15 protein-coding genes are annotated in these 18,153 nt (G+C 56.6%); 8 read left to right on the top strand and 7 right to left on the bottom strand.

The annotated features are described in order from the left end of the window. Positions 1-44: 44 nt before the first annotated feature. Positions 45-1,865: a gamma-glutamyltransferase gene (ggt, locus tag NHH03_RS11070; protein WP_253156027.1), complete on the bottom strand. Its 1,821-nt coding sequence runs from the start codon at positions 1,863-1,865 to the stop codon at positions 45-47. Between the two features lie 179 nt (positions 1,866-2,044). Between ggt and NHH03_RS11065 the strand changes: the two genes are divergently transcribed. Then, entirely contained in the window at positions 2,045-3,295 is a 1,251-nt protein-coding gene (locus NHH03_RS11065) for an outer membrane protein assembly factor BamB family protein (RefSeq protein WP_253156026.1), read from the top strand. Positions 3,296-3,491: 196 nt separating this feature from the next. Further along, complete coding sequence (locus tag NHH03_RS11060; RefSeq protein ID WP_253156025.1) at positions 3,492-4,583, top strand: redoxin domain-containing protein; 1,092 nt, start codon at positions 3,492-3,494, stop codon at positions 4,581-4,583. A gap of 24 nt (positions 4,584-4,607) precedes the next feature. Here NHH03_RS11060 and NHH03_RS11055 read toward each other — a convergent pair whose 3' ends face one another. Both NHH03_RS11055 and NHH03_RS27900 read right to left on the bottom strand, forming a co-directional pair. Then, a complete protein-coding gene (locus NHH03_RS11055; RefSeq protein WP_253156024.1) occupies positions 4,608-5,042 on the bottom strand; it encodes a hypothetical protein in 435 nt (144 codons plus the stop codon). 2 nt (positions 5,043-5,044) lie between these two features. After that, entirely contained in the window at positions 5,045-6,916 is a 1,872-nt protein-coding gene (locus tag NHH03_RS27900; protein WP_315861447.1) for an SMP-30/gluconolactonase/LRE family protein, read from the bottom strand. A gap of 140 nt (positions 6,917-7,056) precedes the next feature. Between NHH03_RS27900 and NHH03_RS11040 the strand changes: the two genes are divergently transcribed. Then, entirely contained in the window at positions 7,057-8,070 is a 1,014-nt protein-coding gene (locus NHH03_RS11040) for an alpha/beta hydrolase (protein ID WP_253156023.1), read from the top strand. 3 nt (positions 8,071-8,073) lie between these two features. Here NHH03_RS11040 and NHH03_RS11035 read toward each other — a convergent pair whose 3' ends face one another. Next, positions 8,074-8,799 (bottom strand): apolipoprotein acyltransferase, encoded by a 726-nt coding sequence (locus tag NHH03_RS11035; protein WP_253156022.1) that lies wholly within the window; start codon positions 8,797-8,799, stop codon positions 8,074-8,076. Between the two features lie 443 nt (positions 8,800-9,242). Between NHH03_RS11035 and rpsB the strand changes: the two genes are divergently transcribed. From rpsB to frr, 4 genes are all read left to right on the top strand, one after another. Continuing rightward, positions 9,243-10,025, top strand: a complete 783-nt coding sequence (rpsB, locus tag NHH03_RS11030) for a 30S ribosomal protein S2 (RefSeq protein WP_253156021.1) — start codon at positions 9,243-9,245, stop codon at positions 10,023-10,025. Between the two features lie 89 nt (positions 10,026-10,114). Next, positions 10,115-11,104, top strand: coding sequence for a translation elongation factor Ts (tsf, locus tag NHH03_RS11025; protein ID WP_253156020.1), 990 nt, complete (start codon positions 10,115-10,117; stop codon positions 11,102-11,104). 115 nt (positions 11,105-11,219) lie between these two features. Beyond that, positions 11,220-11,966 (top strand): UMP kinase, encoded by a 747-nt coding sequence (gene pyrH / locus NHH03_RS11020; protein WP_253156019.1) that lies wholly within the window; start codon positions 11,220-11,222, stop codon positions 11,964-11,966. Between the two features lie 197 nt (positions 11,967-12,163). After that, positions 12,164-12,724 carry a ribosome recycling factor gene (gene frr, locus NHH03_RS11015; protein WP_253156018.1) on the top strand — a complete coding sequence of 187 codons (561 nt, stop codon included), beginning with the start codon at positions 12,164-12,166 and terminating at the stop codon, positions 12,722-12,724. 19 nt (positions 12,725-12,743) lie between these two features. Here the strand turns inward: frr and NHH03_RS11010 are convergent, their stop codons facing one another. After that, entirely contained in the window at positions 12,744-13,790 is a 1,047-nt protein-coding gene (locus NHH03_RS11010) for an AAA family ATPase (RefSeq protein WP_253156017.1), read from the bottom strand. 195 nt (positions 13,791-13,985) lie between these two features. Between NHH03_RS11010 and NHH03_RS11005 the strand changes: the two genes are divergently transcribed. Further along, a complete protein-coding gene (locus NHH03_RS11005; RefSeq protein ID WP_253156016.1) occupies positions 13,986-15,827 on the top strand; it encodes an ATP-binding protein in 1,842 nt (613 codons plus the stop codon). 57 nt (positions 15,828-15,884) lie between these two features. On the opposite strand, the gene arfB is transcribed toward NHH03_RS11005, so the two are convergent. Both arfB and NHH03_RS10995 read right to left on the bottom strand, forming a co-directional pair. Then, on the bottom strand, positions 15,885-16,310 hold the full coding sequence (arfB, locus tag NHH03_RS11000) for an alternative ribosome rescue aminoacyl-tRNA hydrolase ArfB (protein ID WP_253156015.1): 426 nt from the start codon (positions 16,308-16,310) through the stop codon (positions 15,885-15,887). Positions 16,311-16,414: 104 nt separating this feature from the next. Beyond that, complete coding sequence (locus NHH03_RS10995) at positions 16,415-17,689, bottom strand: DUF1559 domain-containing protein (protein ID WP_253156014.1); 1,275 nt, start codon at positions 17,687-17,689, stop codon at positions 16,415-16,417. Positions 17,690-18,153: the final 464 nt, after the last annotated feature.

Genomic DNA, 18,153 nt, shown 5'->3' with positions numbered 1-18,153 from the left:
CATTGACACAGAAGGCCACTGTCGAGGTCTTGTTTAAAAGGCTCTCAGCGTGCTCGACTGGCGGTTGGATTTGCAACCGGTTTTGATCGCACCGCTCGCGCGGCGCCACCGCGGCGCCAATCGGCGACGGCGGTGGCGATGCCGGAATCGAGATCGACTTCGATGGCGTTGACAGCACCCTGACGCCTTCCTGGCGTTTGGATCACGACATGACCGCGCGACTGGAGTGGCCCGATCATGCCGCTGTAGGCCTGCGGATCGAAGCCTTCCAGATAGATCGCGTCGGGAAACCATTGATGATGAAACCGTGGCGCGTCGACTGCGTCGGCGAGTGATCGATCAAACAACAACGTCTGAACGATCGTCTCGCAGACACTATTGATGATCGTCCGCCCGCCGGGACTGCCCACAATCAACCGCACTTTGCCGTCTTGTTTGACGATCGTCGGCGACATCGAACTGAGCATGCGTTTGCCCGGTGCGACCAGGTTGGCTGAGGTACCGATCGCACCCTCGGTGTTGGTGTAACCAGGGCGCCAATTGAAATCCCCCATTTCGTTATTTAAGAGAAATCCACATCCAGCGACCACAGACAGGCTGCCAAACGATTGTTCCAACGTGGTGGTGTTACTGACGGCCATTCCAGTGGCATCGATGACTGAGTAGTGCGTCGTTTGCTCACTCTCGTAGGGACCATCGGTCAGTGCGATGTCGCCGGCCAGTTCGCCGCTGGGTGTGGCATGCCGATGGTCAATTTCAGCGGCAAGTCTGGCGGCGGCTTGATCGCTGAACCCGTCCAGTTGTAGCGTCGAAAAATCGGGGTCGCCCAAGAACGCAGCGCGTTGACGAAAAGCGCGTCGCATGACCTCGGACATTAGATGCAAGTGGTCGACCGTCCAGGGCACGTCAGCCTGAGGTTGCAAACCAAGTGACTCGATCATCTTCAGCTGCAATCCCACGGTCAGTCCGCCGGAGCTTGGTGGCGGTGCGCCGAAGACTTGATACCCCAGGACCGAACGCTCAATCGCTGTGCGTACGACAGGTTGATAGTCATGTAAGTCTTGTCGTGAGATCAGTCCATCGTCGCTGCGCATTTGACGATCGATCGCGTCGGCCACACGGCCGGTGTAGAAGCCATCGGCGCCGTTTTCGGCAATCGTTTCGAGTGTCTTGGCCAGATCCGGTTGCAGCAGTCGGTCACCGGGCCGCCACAGCGAGTGGCTGGGATGTTGGTAGACGCGGCGAAATTCTGCGTACCGATCGTGGTCTCGAATCAATGGGTCACTGAGCACCGAGTTCAGCGAATAGGCCAAATAGCGGTCGACCAAAAAGCCTTCGCGGGCCAATCGGATCGACGGTTCGATCAACCGTTTCCAAGGCATCGAACCGTAGCGGCGGTGTGCCGATTCAAATCCGCGCACGGTTCCCGGTGTGCCGGCCATTCGCGGGTGACGTCTGTCGGTCCAGTTGACGAAACTGTCTTCCGTGGCAGCCGACGGCGCTGTCTCGCGATAGTCGATACAGCGGACGATTCGATCGGCCGATGGTTCTTCGGAACCGGCAGGTGCGACCAGCATGAATCCTCCGCCCCCCAAGTTTCCGGCTTCCGGCCAAGTCACAGCCAGCGCAAAACCCACCGCGATGGCGGCATCGACCGCATTCCCCCCGTCGGCCAAACAGTCACAGCCAATCGCTGACGCCAATGGCGAGGCACTGGCTACGACGCCCGCCGACCCTTGCGCCAGATCAACCGGTTGCCGCGGTGGCAGCCGCAGCGGTGCCGCGAGCGGCTGAATTTCCTGGGCCAAACCGGGGCCATGCAAGTGGATCAGGATCAGTGCGAGTGACAAAATCGTGTGTCTCATGAGAACAGTCCAAAGGCATCGAAACAGCAGGTCTCGCGATTGACGCGAGCGGGGGGACGATCCATTGTAGGATTGTCAGATACAATGGATGTTAAAGCGTTGAAAATCCAACCCTGTTTGGCGGCCCCAGGTGATCCGTCAAAGCAGTTTCCGATACACCACCGTTGGGCAATTTGTTTATGCGAAACGCAATCGCAATGTTGTTGATAGCTGTCAGTTCGGTTCTCTCAGCCGCTGAGCAGCAGCCCGTACAACATCCCGATCAATGGCCAGAATTTCGTGGCCCCCAGGGTGACGGCCATGCCGCCGATGCGGATTTGCCAATCAGTATCGATCAGTCGGTGGTGAAATGGAAAACCGCGATTCACGGCAAGGGCTGGTCATCGCCGGTGGTCTGGGGCGACCAGATTTGGCTGACCACGGCGACCGAAGACGGCAAGGAAATGTCGGTGATCTGTGTGGACCGAGCCAGCGGGGACATTGTCCACGACAAGGTCTTGGTGACAAACGAATCGCCGGCGTTCTGCCATGCGATGAACAGCTACGCAACGCCCACGCCAGTGATCGAATCAGGACACGTGTATGTTCATTTCGGCAGCTATTTGACCGCCTGCTTGGACACCCGCAGTGCCGATGTGATATGGCAGCGTCAGGATTTGGAATGTGATCACCACCGTGGGCCAGCGTCGTCACCGATTTTGTACGATGGCAAATTGATTGTTGCCTATGACGGGTTCGACGTGCAGTACGTGGTGGCGTTCGATAGCGAGACCGGCAAAACGATTTGGAAACAGTCGCGTCAAATTGATTACGGAACGGACAACGGCGACCAAATGAAGGCCTACTGCACCGGGCATGTGGTCGACGTCGACGGCCAACCACAATTGATCTATCCCAGCGCGGTGGCGACCGAAGCATTTGATCCGGCCACCGGTGAACGGTTGTGGATCGTGTATCACGGCGGAATGAACGCGTCGGCGAGACCGTTGATCGACGACGGGCTGGTGTTTCTGACCAACGGCATGGGATCCATGGTCGCCGTGCGGTTGGGCGGTAAAGGAGATTTGACCGGATCGGGCATCGAGTGGTCGGGACGCAAGAGCGTGGCCAAAAAATCGTCCCCGCTGATGGTTGACGGATTGATGTACATGAACAGTGACGACGGCGTGATTTCCGCGCGAGATCCGAAAACCGGTGACGTGGTTTGGCAAAAACGCGCCGGCGGATCCTTTGCTGCATCACCGATCTACGCCGCCGGACGGATTTACATGTTCAGCATCGAAGGCGAGATTTTGACGCTCCGGCCTGGCGACAGCTACGATGAATTGGCCAAGACACAGCTCGGCGATGGGTTCATGGCGTCGCCGGCGGTGGTCGATGACCAAATGATTCTCCGCAGCAAATCTGATCTGTACTTGATTTCCAAATGAACGTGACGATCCACGTTGCCGCGATGTGTTGGCAAGAATGATTCCGAATCCCAGGCGGATCGGGCGTGTGTTTGACCATTAACAACAAATTGACTGGGATTGTCTCTGTTGCGAACCGACAACGCGGATGACGACCGGCCCAGAGCATCCCGGGCGGGATGTCTCCCATCGAAACTCGTTGCGACAGGCCCACACAATGAAGACACCATTGCTTTGTTTACTGCTGTTGGTTTTCACGATCCATCCGGCAGCTGCAGATTCGACGGTCGATTTTGGACAGTATCAAGATTTGATCCCGCGCAATCTGTTGCGTTTGGTCCATGACCCGCTGGTTCACCAAGAGCTGGACTTGACCGAATCGCAGGTCACTGATTTGGAGGGCGTTTTCGCGGAGATCGACAGCCGTTGGTTTTCGTCTCGGATTCTACCGATGGACCAGCAAACACCGGTCCTGAACGAACTTGAAAGTCGGATTTGGCAGTGGTTTGCCGCCAACACCAAACCGGCACAGCAACAACGGCTTCAACAACTGGAATACTATTCTCAAGCGGGCCGAATCTTGTTGCGTCCCGATGTTGCGAAAAAAATTGGGCTCCAGCCGGATCAGCAAGCATCGCTGGCAAAACTTGCACGCGACGTGCAAGCCGTTGAGAAAAAAATGAGCCGTACCGAGTATGGCGATCCAGCGATCGCGGATCTAAAGGACCAGGCCAAGCAGGTGATCGCAGCCGAACGGGAGGGTTTGACAAAGTTTGTCCAGCCGGCACAGCGCCAGAAACTCAGTGCGCTGTTGGGCGAACGGTTCGACACGACCAAACTGAAACGAATCTATCCGATGGCTCCGGAGTTTGTGGATGTCGAGCACTGGATCAATTCATCGCCGCTGCAAATGAAACAACTGCGCGGCAAAGTGGTCTTGGTGCACTTCTATGCCTTTCAATGTCACAATTGTCATGCAAACTTTGAAATCTACCGACGTTGGCACCGGGAGTTAACTGACAAGGGCGTGGTGGTGATCGGCATTCAAACACCGGAGACCCCGCGTGAGCGCGATATTGACGCTGTCAAATCGGCCGCCCAAGAGCGAGAATTCGAATTTCCAATCGTGGTTGATCTGCAATCCGAGAATTGGAAGGCTTGGGGAAACACGATGTGGCCGACGGTGTATGTGGTCGACAAGAACGGCTACATCCGCCACTGGTGGCAAGGCGAAATGAATTGGAAAGGTGCCACCGAAGACAAAGTCATCGAGGGCGTCGTGAATGAGCTATTGGCCGAAGACGCATGAGATCAGCATCCTGCGGGTGAGATGCTAACGCGACATTTCGAACACGCCGCGATCTTTGCGGCCTTGAAAGGTGGCGTGAAAATGATGTTCACTGACCGTTGCGGTCATCCGGTATTCGCCCATCAGCGGCAAACGTGTCGATGACTGATAGGTGTTGCAGGTCCCGGGAACCCGCTGCAATTTAGCGGGATAGACGAACGGGATGACTTTGGCAAAGCGTCCGGCAAACAGCGCGCGATAGGTATTCGAATCGACCTGGCGGATGCGAGCTCGCAGAGCACCTTGATGGCCCGTCGATTGACTGCTCCAACTGCCACCCCAGCGGCCAACGGGACTTGCGCCCGGTGCGAATTGACAGCACAGGCAAACGGTGACAACACAGGCTGCGAGGGCGCGATACAACACGATCAAATTCCAAGGTGAGTGAATTGTAGAAGCGACGTCGGTGTTCAGTCGCAACGTTAGTTTTGGGTGCTGACAACGGGCCAAACTGGATTGCCAGGCTCGGAGGTGGGGATCTGCCAAAGCGTGCCACCGGCGGTGACGTACAACGTCCGCAGATCGTCGCCGCCAAAGGCACAGTTAGTGGTTTCGTCACGTCCAATGGCAACAAAATCCAACAGCTGACCGTCGACATCAAAAACATAGATCCCAGCTGTGGGTTTGTCGGCTGTTTCGTTCGGCGGATTGGGATGATTCAATCCGGCTGCGACGTACAAGCGGCCAGACGCATCGAGTTTCATCCCATCGGGACCCCGGGTGGTTTTCCAGTCATGCATCAATCGTTGGCTTTCGAAATCGACCGTACCGTCGTCCAACAAACGGAAACGCCACAGTTTTCGAGCTCCGCCGGCAGAGTTATTGTTGTCAGCGACGAACAAATATTGGTCGTCGGCGGTGACCACCAATCCGTTGGGCCGATCCACCTGATGCGTAATGATTCGGCTAACCGTTCCATCCGGATCAATCCGATAGACCCCTTCGATCGGCTGACCGTCGGCATCGATCAATTCCATCCCGCTGCGATCACCATAGCAGGGGTCCGTAAAGTAAATCCGGTTGTGTGAATCGAGGGTCAGATCGTTGGGTTGGTTGAATTTTTTGCCATCGAATTGGTCGACCAGGACAGCGACTGATCCATCGACTTCGATCCGCGTGATCCGTCGTCGAACGTTTTCGCAAACCACCAGTCGACCGCTACGATCAAACATCAACCCGTTTGAACCGGCACCGGCGCGAAAGACAGACGTCTCACCCGATTTGCTGCGGCGATTGATATTGCCATCGCCACTGGTCAATAAACCCAACCGCGGATGCCAGGCAGGTCCTTCGCCGGCCCCTTGTTCTTGCAACAGTTCCGGTGGGCCGCGAAACACCGCCACCGAGTCCGATGCGGTGGCATCGGACTTCACACGCAGGGTGGCAGTGATCGGCAGATGGTCAGACAACATCAACGTCGTTTGATCTTTTAGGATTTCCGCCGACACCACCTCGTCAACCAAATTGGGACTGGCGAACAGGTAATCCAGTCGTCGGTCGGTTCCATGGTTTTGGTCACTGACCAGTGGGGTCGGAAAGGTGCCGACAAACGGTTGCTCCGGCGTTCGAAAGCGGTCGACTAAATCGACATAACCTTGATCTGCGATCGCCTGCAACCCGCCATAGTCCAACTGCCCGGCGTTCAGGTTCTTGGCACCAGCGTCACGCTGGTCAAGCATTTCAAAAAACGGGACCAGTTGCTCGTCGGACTGGTAATGCTGGCGATCCAACGGAGAAAAACCATTGAAGTCGCCGGCCAATAGGATCTTCGGATCGGATTCTGGCAGCGTGGCCACATCGGCCTGCAACAGGCCGGCTTCGTCGATCCGCCGGGCGTAGTTGGAGGGATGAAAATGAATGACGTAGAACCAGATGCCACGGATGCGACAACGCAACAAACCATGGTGCATTCCGTCTTGAATGCGGCGCACGTCGGTGATCGGATAACGGGATGTGATTCCTGTCGAGAAACCCGATTCCTTCAATAGTTCAACATGTTGATGCCCCCAAACCGCCGCGTCACTGGCAAGTGATTCCGGGGTGTAGCCATTAAGTTCTTGCAGCGACACCACATCGGGTTGTTGAGTGTTCATCCACTCAAGCCAATTGCTGTGTCGCGGCTGCGATTTTTTGGTGAATCCGTACCAGACGTTGTGGGAGATGACTTTTAACGTTTCGTCGGCAGTCGCCACTCCGCCCCACAACAGCAACACAATCACCACGCACAGAGACTTTGACGCATTCATTGGAAAACCATGTGAGAATCGAAATGTGACCGCTGTGTAGTTTATCACGACGGCATCCTTTAAATTGTCGTGCAACGATTCTCCCCTTTCTCCCTGCACTCGCCCCAACCACCGCTATGATTTGCAACCTGTTCTGTCGATTGATCCAAATCGCGTGCGCAGTCGGCCTGCTCTCGCTTGGCACCGCCATGAAACCGCTCTGCGCCGCCGATCCGCTAGCGCAAAACACCGCGACCGAAACCCATTCTGCCAACGGGAATGGCGATTTCACAGTCGGACCGGACTACCCGATCGATCCTGATTTGACCGACCAAGGGAATCCGAAGGGGAAACTGTTTGAGTTCACGATGCCACTGGCCGAGAGCAAGATCTTTCGCGGTGATGATTCCACACTCAGCCCGCGTAAAAAGGTTCGCACGCAGCGCAAGATCTCGGTGTATATCCCGGCGGCCTACCAAGACGGCACAGCGGCACCGATTTTGGTCACGCACGACGGGCCGAGCCGGTTAGACCTGGTTCGCAACGCAGTCGACAACCTAAGCATTTCCAAGGACCCCGAACGTCGTCTGCCGGCATTCATCACGATCGCGGTTCAAAACGGTGGCGATGACGGCAAAGGCAGTGAGCGGGGATTGGAGTATGACACGATGTCGGATCGACTGGCCCGATTTATCAATGACGAAGTATTACCGGCGGTATTGAATCGTCCCGAAATCAAAGCGGCCTATCCCAACATCGCCTTCACCGATAACCCCTGGGGACGCGCCGCGATGGGGTGCAGTTCCGGTGGCGCAGCGGCGCTGACAATGGGTTGGTTCCGCCCTGATTTATTCCGTCGGCTGATCACTTATTCGGGAACCTTTGTCGATCAACAAGACGATGATGCGCCCGAAGAAGCCGACTATCCCTTGGGCGCCTGGGAATACCATTCGGGGATGAAGCTGATCGAGAATAGCGACAAGAAGCCGCTGCGAATTTTCACCCATGTTTCTGAAAACGACAATCGAGCCAACGACCCCGAAAGCACCTATCACAACTGGGTGATGGCCAACCGACGCACCGCCGCTGCGCTTCAGGCCAAAGGCTACGACTATCGTTTTGTTTTCAGTCGTGACACCCGTCACTGCGATGGCAAAGTGTTCCAGCACACGCTTGCCGACACCCTGGTTTGGATGTGGCAGGGCTATCCCGAGAGCAACTGAACCCTAATTCAGACGTGGCAGATACAGGTCGATTTGGTCATTGCGGAAAACACGGTACTTCACGCCGTGAGCCCACAATTGAAAGTAACCTCGCAGCGGGTCTGCCAATCCAGTGCTGACGGCGTAGAGCGGCCACATCAAATAGTCGCGTAGCATCGTGTCACAGGCGACGAAGTAATACGCCGGCCGAAGCAGTGCGGCATGGGGATCGACATTCGAAATCTCGGCGGTCAATTCGGCGCCGCGATTTTGAATTAGTTTCAAAAGCGGACTCTGTTCTTCGGGCTGTTTCGGATGTTTCGGGGGAATGCCTTCGAGAACTCGGATTTTCGGCGGTTGATCCAGTCCATCCACCATTTCCTGGTCGCCGACCGCCAGGGCGATTTGCCGCAGGCCGTCGATCCAGGACAGCGCGTGATGCTCGGCCTGTTCGACCGGCAGCGGGGCGGGTTGGCGAACGATGAAGAATGCGTCCCGTCCACCCTGGGGGCGCCGGTCATCGCCGGCGACATCAAACACCAATTGCATGCGGTCCGCCAATTGATCACCCGCCGGCAGCGTTTCCAAAAGATCGCCCAAATGGTCACCGCGGGGGCGAAACAATTGGAAAAAACCAATCAGCGACTCTGATTCCGAACTTTCCGGAGCGGGTTCCCCTTGATCGACCGGCGGCGGCGAAAGCTGAGCCGCCAGTTCCTGGCAGCGTTTCAGAAAGATCGAGGTGGGCATGTTCGGCAGCGCGGGGGGAAAGAAGATTCGCAATCAATAAACCGCAAATAACGCGAGCAGCCAGCGAACCTTGATTGGCCCACTGCTGCCGGCTTCGATTATCACAGTAGGGACCGTTGCGACCTATCCCCCAAGCAGACGGAGCCAGAATCCGTCGCAGTTTGCTCCAGAGGCAAAAGAAACCCGGCCGATGGAAAACTTGGAACTTGTGACCACACCCCGGTTTCGCTACGCTTTGCGACCTTGCGGAACACATTTCGTTTTCTGCTCTTTCACCCCCTTTTTTGTCCACGCTTACGGGATGAAGGGACCCGCTGACGGCGGGGGCGGTGCTTCGGCAACGTTGCTTTTGGCAACACAGAGCCGGCCGCTTGACCCTGGGAACGGAGATTTTGCCGTTTCGTGATGCCCACGTTGACAATGACTCAGGAGATTCTGTCTCGATGTCTAATCCAATCGTCCAAGAAATGATTGAAGCCGGTGTCCACTTTGGCCACCGCACGAGTTTGTGGAACCCGAAGATGGAGCCTTACATCTTCGGCAAGAAAAACCAGATCCACATTCTGGATATCCGTGAAACACTGCGTGGCATGTTGCGTGCCCGCAAATACCTCGGTCAAGTCGCTTCCGGCGGCTCGCTGATCTTGTTCGTCGGCACCAAGCGTCAGGCTGGTGAAGCGATCGAGGAACAAGCGTTGCGTTGTGGCATGCCATTTGTCAGCGAGCGTTGGTTGGGTGGTACGTTGACCAACTTCCGTACCATTCGCAGTCGCCTGACCCGTCTGGAAGAACTGGAATCGATTCGTGGTGGCGACGCCATCAACGCCTACAGCAAGAAAATGCAGTCGGCTTTGAATCGTGAGTATCGCAAGATGTACCGCAACCTGAACGGTTTGCGATCGATGAACCGCTTGCCCGAGTGCTTGTTCATCGTCGACCCCGGCAAAGAGCGCAATGCCGTTCGCGAAGCCAAGCGATTGGGCATCACCACGGTTGGTTTGATCGACACCGACAGCGATCCCTCCCTGATCGATCTGCCGATCCCCGGCAACGATGACGGCATCCGCAGCATCGAATTGATCCTCAAGCAACTCGCCGACGCGGTGATCAGCGGCAAGGGTCAAAACGAGGTTGCAGCACCGGAAGCAGCGCCGGCCAAAGCAGCGGCCCCGGCCGAGGAAGCCGCAGCTGAACCTGCGGCGCAGGAAGCGGCTCCTGATGCCTAGTGCATCAACCAGACAAACGTACCCTTCCCCACACGCAAGATATTCAACGACTGCGACTGAATCAGTCGATTTTAGACTAGCTGGAGTAAATGATGGCGATCTCAGCCAAAGACGTAAGTGAGCTACGCAAGTCCACCGGCGCCGGCATGATGGACTGTAAAAAAGCGCTCGAAGAATCGGGCGGTGACATTGAAGGCGCCTTGGATTACCTGCGCAAGAAAGGCCAAAAAGTTGCGGCCAAGCGTGCCGATCGTGAAGCCAACGAAGGTGTCGTAGCGGCACAAATCGATGGCGGCCGCGGCGTGCTGTTGGCCCTCAGCTGCGAAACAGACTTCGTTGCCAAAAACGAAGACTTCCTGGCACTGGCTGACGATTTGGCAAAACTGGCACTTGAGCAGGGCGCCAAGACCAAAGAAGAAGTTGCCGCATTGGCCTATGACGGCACGACCGTTGGCGAAAAATTGGTCGAACGAACCGGTACGATCGGTGAAAAGATCGAAGTCGCCGACTTTCAAACCGTCGAAGGCGCCAATCTGGCATCGTACATTCACGCCGGAAGCAAAATCGGCGTGCTGGTGTCCTACGTGCACGGTGGCAAAGACGCCGACGCGCCGCAGTTTTTCCGCGGTTTGGCCATGCACATCGCCGCCATGCGACCGTCGATTTTGACGCCCGATGAATTTGATGCCGAATTGGTGATCAAAGAAACCGAGTCGCTGCAAAGCCAGATCAAGATCGAAAACGAAGACCGTGTTCGATTGGGCAAACCAGAAAAGACCGTGCCACAATTCGCCAGCCGTTCACAGTTGACGCCGGAAGTCATGGCCAAGGCCGAGGCCGAGATCAAAGCGGAACTGGAAGCCGAAGGCAAACCGGAAAAGATCTGGGACCGAATCTTGCCGGGCAAGATCGAGCGATTCATCGCCGACAACACATTGCTAGATCAAGAACGCTGCTTGCTCAGCCAGTTCTACGCTCTGGACGACACACAAACCGTGGAAGCCGCGATTAAGCAGTTCAGCCCGGATGCCGAAGTCGTTGCGTTCAAACGTGTCGCCGTCGGCGCCGCATCGTCGTGATTGCTTAGCGACACCACCGACAATCTCAGAAACCTCGTTGTCCCCTCTCGGGAGCAACGAGGTTTTTTCGTATCATTAAAACAACCACCGCGCAACCAACTAGGACCGATCCACTATGCCAGACGCCACACCGAATCCAGATCTCCGTTTTAAACGGGTCGTCCTTAAACTGAGCGGCGAAAGCTTGGCCGATTCCGGTGGTCGCGGCATCAGCAGCAAGGAAATGTCGGACATCGCGCGACAGATCCACCAAGCACACAGCAGCGGCTGCGAGATTGCAATCGTCGTCGGTGGCGGAAACATCTTGCGAGGAGCGCAGTTTTCCGGCAGCAACGCATTGGTCCAAGAAGCCACCGCGCACTACATGGGCATGTTGGCAACGGTGATCAATTCATTGGCCATGCAAGACGCCTTGGAAACGTTTGGCTTGCGCACGCGGGTGATGTCGGCGGTGCCGATGGACAAGATCGCCGAGAACTTTATTCGCCGCCGCGCGCTACACCATTTGAGCAAGGGGCGTGTCATTATCTTGGCCGCCGGAATCGGCAACCCGTTCGTCACCACCGACACCGCCGCGGCACAGCGGGCACTGGAAATCGATGCCGATGTGGTTCTCAAAGCGACACGGGTCGATGGCGTTTATAGTGACGACCCAGAAAAAAACCCTCACGCGGTGCTGTACGACCGCTTGACCTATCGCGATGTCACCGAAAAACAATTGCGGGTGATGGATGCCACCGCAATCGCGCTGTGCCAAGAACACAACACGCCGATCCTGGTGTTTAATTTCAAAAAGGAAGGCAGCATCGTCCAGGCGGTCAACGGGCAAAGCGTCGGGACCTGGATTGGTGCCGAAAAATAGCAAGCGATCCAATTTTTCGCCCCCTGCTCCCGCCTGCGGAACGGAAGCGATCGGATGGACTTGATTTGGCTGGCGCGTGCAACCGCGCCGGTACGACCGTGCCCGTGCAACCGCGACAGCGCAACACACGCGCAAGCCTTCAAAACTAGCTACACTCACATAGTCATCGTTACTCCCCTAACCCAAGGATGCTCAGCATGTCCGTAGAAGAAACCTTGATGGACGCCGAAGAACGCATGGAAAAAGCGATCAGCGTATTGGGTACGCAACTTTCTGGAATTCGCACCGGACGCGCAACCCCGGGCTTGGTCGATTCACTGAAAGTCGAAGCCTATGGTTCGACATCACCTTTGAAGCAATTGGCGTCGATCGGCACGCCCGAACCCCAGCAAATCTTGATTCGGCCTTACGATGCCGCAACGATCAAAGACATCGAGAAAGCGATCGTGGGTAGCGATTTGGGATTGAATCCACAGAATGACGGACGTGTGATCCGGTTGAACGTTCCGGCGCTGTCGACCGATGTCCGCAAGAAGATGGTTTCGCGGATTAAAGAACTGGCCGAAGATTCCAAGATCTCGATCCGCAACATTCGTCGCGACGCCAACAAGACCGCCGATCAACTTGAGAAAGACAAAGCGGTCAGCGAAGATGATCGTGACAAGCTGAAGAACGAAGTCCAAGAGTTGACGAAAAAGTTCGAGGAACAAGTCAACGAACTGGCAAAGAACCGCGAATCCGAAGTGATGGATAGCTAAGGATTGCCCGAACGACGCCCTACAGCGCCGCAGTCTTCTTCGGTGCCAGGTCCTTGATCAATCGCCGGATCAAATCGTCGACCGTGATCCCGTCGGCTTCGGCGGTGAAGGTCGGCACGATACGGTGACGCAAAACCGGAAAAGCAAGTGTTTGCACGTCATCAATCGTGACGTGCGGACGCCCATGCATTAGCGCTCGTGCTTTAGACGCCAGCACCAGTTGCTGGCTGGCCCGAGGCCCCGGTCCCCACTCGATCAATTCTTTTGCCCACGAAGCGCTTTGTGGGTCGCGCGGCCGGACCGAGCGAACGGCATCGAGCACCCATTCTTTGACGTGCGGCGGCAGCGGGACTCGACGCACCGTTTTCTGAAACGCAATGATCTGTTCGCCGCTGACCACTGCCTCGACTGTGGCATCAAATGTCGATGTGGTTCGATCGACAATTTCAGATTCCTCTTCGCGACTGGGGTAGTCGACGACCACATGGAACAAGAATCGATCCCGCTGGGCTTCGGGCAACGGATAAGTGCCCTCTTGCTCGATGGGGTTTTGCGTCGCCAAAACAAAAAACGGCTCTTTCAACTTGTATGTTTTCCCGCCGGCGGTGACTTCGTGCTCCTGCATCGCCTCCAACAACGCCGCTTGGGTCTTGGGCGGCGTGCGGTTGATTTCATCGGCCAGCAACATCTGCGTGAACACCGGGCCACGCTCGAATAGAAACTGGCGGCGGCCGGTTTCCGGATCCTCTTGGATGATGTCGGTCCCCGTGATGTCGCCCGGCATCAAATCGGGCGTGAACTGAATGCGATGGAAATCCAAATGCATCGAATCCGCCAGCGTGCGAATCATCAGTGTCTTGGCCAGTCCCGGCACGCCTTCGAGCAAACAGTGGCCGCGAGATAGGATCGCGATCAGCAACTGTTCAATGACTTCGTCCTGGCCCACCACGATCCGCCCGACCTGGCGACGGATCGCTTGACAGGCTTTGACCAACTGTGCCGTTTGCACGGCATCATCGTCGCTGGAATCGCTAACGCTTGGCTCGATCGGAGGAGGCTGGACCATGAAGAAAATGCTCGAGAATCGGGTGGGAACTGTCAGGTCACCATTTGGAACGCCAGCGATGCAACAGAAGTCACCACAAAATCAATTGCAAATCGGACGCGGTCGGGGCTTCTATTCTACTGCGAAAATGACGGCCCGGGAAAAGCCGACTCGGCCGGTCGAGGCCTCATTTCAGGAACCGGGTTTAATCCGGTTGTGAACCAGCGTATCCTTTGTGGCATGGCATCACTCTACGTTGTGCGAGGACGGGACCAAGGCAAGCACTTTGTGCTCAGCGGGGCAGTCGTGCGCATCGGCCGAGACACGCTGAACGACCTGCAGTTGCTCGACAGCGAGGCATCCCGGAATCATGCGGAAATCCGGATCACCGGCGGCGACTGTGTGTTGGTTGATTTGAAAAGCAGCAACGGCACACAGGTCAATGGCGAGCGGGTTTCCCGGCAACCGCTGGCCAGTGGGGATCGCATTGAAATCGGCACCTCGCTGTTGATCTTCACCGGCACCGGACAACCCACAGCGATCGAAGCGGCGCATGGCGTGGACATTGTTCGCCAAACTAGCGGCGCGGATGCCAGCCGGATCATTTCATCCTTTGTGCGCCCGACCTCGCGCGCCGGTGACATCCGTTTGGACTCCGTGTCCTCCTATGGGAATCCCGCGGATCACGATCAACCGGAACCATCCTCGCCGTTGGAGACATCGCTTTCGCAGCCCAGCGATGCCTCGGTGTCGGTCTCGGATTCCAGCGAATCGGTGATGCACACGATCACCGATAGCGACCGATCGCTGGAGGTGATGTACCTGACCGCGCTGGCGGTGGGCCGCACCGATGATCTGGACGAATTACTCGATCGAATCCTGCGATTGGTGTTTGATTGGGTCGATGCCGATCGCGGTTGCATCATGCTGCGCGATAATGAAACCAACCAATTGCGTCCCGCGGCGCGGTGTGATCGCCAAACCGAATCAGGACAGCGTGAATCGGGATCGCCGATCAGCATCAGCAGTACGATCCTGGACTATGTGCTGGAGCGAGCCGAGGGAGTGCGCACCAGCGATGCCACTGACGATGCCCGGTTTGATGCCGCGGCATCCATCGTACAAGGCGGCGTACGCGAGGCGTTGTGTGTTCCGCTACAAGGTCGATACGACATTGTCGGGGCGCTGTATATCGACACCTACACGTCACCCGGTCAAATTGTCAAAACCGGGATGACGCACCGATTCAGCGACGAACATTTGCGGTTGATCACCGCCATCGGCCACCAAGCGGCTTTGGCAATCGAAGACACGTTCTATTACAGCGCGGTTCTGCAAAGCGAACGACTGGCTGCGATGGGGCAAACCATCGCCACGCTTTCGCATCACGTCAAAAATATCTTGCAGGGAATTCGCGGTGGCAGTTACTTGATCGAAGCCGGCTTGAAACGGGATGACACCGATGCGGTGCGCCGTGGCTGGGGGATGGTCGACCGCAACCAAGAACGCATCTCCAACTTGGTGATGGACATGCTGACGTTCTCCAAAGAACGCGAGCCGCAACGCGTGCAAGGCGATCTGAACGAAACCACCGCCGACGTTGTCGAGCTGATGGTGTCGCGGGCGGCGGAGTCGGAGGTGCAGTTGGAGTTCCATCCCGCAGACGACTTGCCAGCCGCACAGTTTGATCCGGATGCGTTGCACCAAGCCATCTTGAATTTGGTGACCAATGCGATCGATGCCGTCCATGGAGAGCGAGCAGCTTCGACCGACGATGACAATGACGCGGCAGCTGTGGGGAAAGTCGAAATCCAGACTGGCTATCAACCCGAACTCGGCTGGTTTATCGACGTAATCGACAACGGCCCCGGGGTGTCACCCGAAGACCGCCAAAAGATTTTTTCGCTGTTTGAGTCCAAGAAAGGCGCTCGCGGGACCGGGTTGGGACTGCCCGTGAGTGCCAAGATTCTGAAAGAGCACGGCGGCGAAATCCAGATCCTAGATCCACCCACCGGCAGTGGATGCCGATTCCGATTGCTGTTGCCACCCCAGCCGTGAGAATCGCAGCCGGCGCGGAATCCCGCCGGGGGAAAACGTTTTCATGTTCACCCAGAATCAACCATCAAACCGCATGCTGCGGTTTTGTTTCTTTTGGCTCTTCTGTGTTTTGGCTTCTTTGTGGCGGCGTTTGCTGCCCAGCGTCGGGCGGGTTTTCTTGCGCTGTTTCGCCGGCTCGCGGCAATCCAACAGCAGTTCGACCAAGCGTTGCCTGGCATCAGCCAAATTGCGTGGCTGATCGCGATAGCGTTCGCTGTGCAACACCAGTTCGCCCTCTCGATTGATGCGATTGGCGTTGCGTGAGAGAAACCGGGCTCGCCAGGCCGGATCGATCAGAGTGCACTTTCGCGGAGACCATCGCAGCGTGATCTTGGAGTTGACTTTGTTAACGTTTTGGCCACCCGGCCCACTGCTGCGTGCCGCCGTGATCCCGAGTTCTGAACTGGGAATGGTCAACCGTGCGTTGATATACAAATCACTCATCGGACGTTCGTCGGGGGCTCCGTTGGAAACCAAAAACGGCTCGTTTCGCAGGCGGGAGCGAAACGAGCCGTCGTGGATTTAGGGTTTGTCGTCTTCGAGACGAATCACTGGAAACTTTCGTCGATCACTTCTTTGGAGGCGCGTGTTCCAAGTGCTCCCCACAGCCCATAGGGACTCTTACGACCGGGTTTGAAAGCACCGACGCCATCGAATGCAACCGGTCCGCTGTTGGAATCGCCGGCTTCGATCGAATCGGTCATGAACACGACGGCTCCGTCGCCCAGCAACACATGGGCTCCGCCCTGGTGACGACTGCTAGGGGGAACGGTTGCGGCGTTGAAGGGGTTTTCAACTCCGCACGTTTCGCGGTTCGGGGGCAGGATCATGTTCACGCAGGTGTGCATGTACAACATGCTCGCCCAAGCACCCCCACGGGAATATTCATCTTCGTAAATGACCGGTGGGGGAGTTCCGCCATCGGTGCCGTCGGACCAGAACGTCGGGTCGGTGGGCGAGATGAACTGTTTACAGAAATTGGCTTGACCGCTCGCGGTGCCGGTCGGAGGATAGATCATTCCGTCGGTTTCTCCGTTGCCACCAGCCAGTGATGTGCGGAAATCTTGGTCACCCAAGTCGGTCACGATTTCACCCGCAGCGATCGTGTTTGAAAGACCATCGTAGATGTCTTTGAACTTGCCTTCCTTTCGTGGGAAAAAGAAACCGCGATCGCTCGCTTTAACCGCTTTCGGGCTGGGTGTACTTGCGTTTGAAATGGGGATCAGGGTCGTCGTGACGTAACCGTTACGACCTGCGGCAACAGCGCTGTCACCCATCGCGGCGGCGTAATTTGTGCGGCCCAGTTGTGGAGGGCCCGTGGTGCCATCGCTGGGGCAGCGGAAACCTGGGATCTCGGTCAGCCACGGTTTGTACTGGTCGGTCAATGGAGTCGGGCCCATCGCCGGCCAAGGGGCGGCTGGTGTGCCACCTGGCGCAATGGCTTGGCCGTCATTGCGACCGACCTGTTCGTTCTTGATCGAGTCGTACAGACCCTGCTGTTCGATGAACGGCAACAACCCAACAAAAATGCTCAGTTGTCCCTGATTGTGAAGCGGTGTGGGAGTTGCCCAGACGGTTGAGTGATTTCCGTAGGTGCCAGAACCCTGGATCGGCAACTGCTGAAAAGCCGAGTGGTAGTTGTGAATCGCCAAGCCAATCTGCTTGAAGTTGTTACTGCAGCTCATTCGACGAGCCGCCTCGCGTGCAGCCTGGACGGCGGGCAACAGAAGTCCCACCAAAATCCCGATGATGGCAATCACCACCAGCAATTCGACCAGGGTAAAACCGGAACGATTCCGGGGAGGTGAGCCAACGTGATTCATGAGAGGCCTTTCAATTTTAGAGAAGATGACAATTTTGCGTGCGCAAGTGACCTCACTTGCCGGCAGGCAATGAAGCAGGGCTAGGGCAAACTGTACACTCTACCCCTTGTGTGATACCGGTCACCTTAATGTTACGCCATCAGGAGCGTGAAACCAAGCGTTGTTTTGCTAGTTTACCCGCTGAACAAGCGTTGCATGACGGTTGGACGCGTCTTTTGACGGTGCGCGGTTGCGTCAGCCAGCGCTGTTTCACAGCGTGACGTGTCAGTTTTGAAGATGCGCTTTCGCGTCAGGCACAGTTTTTTGGTAACCCGCAGCATCAGCGAGGGATCCCGCTAACACCCAAAATCCCTCGCTGACGCGTTTTGAAGCCAGCGCTAAACTGCCGTTTCAACTCAAATGGATCGGCAAATTGCGATTCGATCTCTCCACTCTCCCGCGGGGCTCAATCCCATCTCTACGCC

This window comes from Stieleria tagensis (assembly GCF_024129865.1).
In the GTDB taxonomy this organism is placed as follows: domain Bacteria; phylum Planctomycetota; class Planctomycetia; order Pirellulales; family Pirellulaceae; genus Stieleria; species Stieleria tagensis.
Note: the sequence above shows the minus strand (reverse complement) of the source record. Positions and strands in the feature narration are given on the sequence as shown.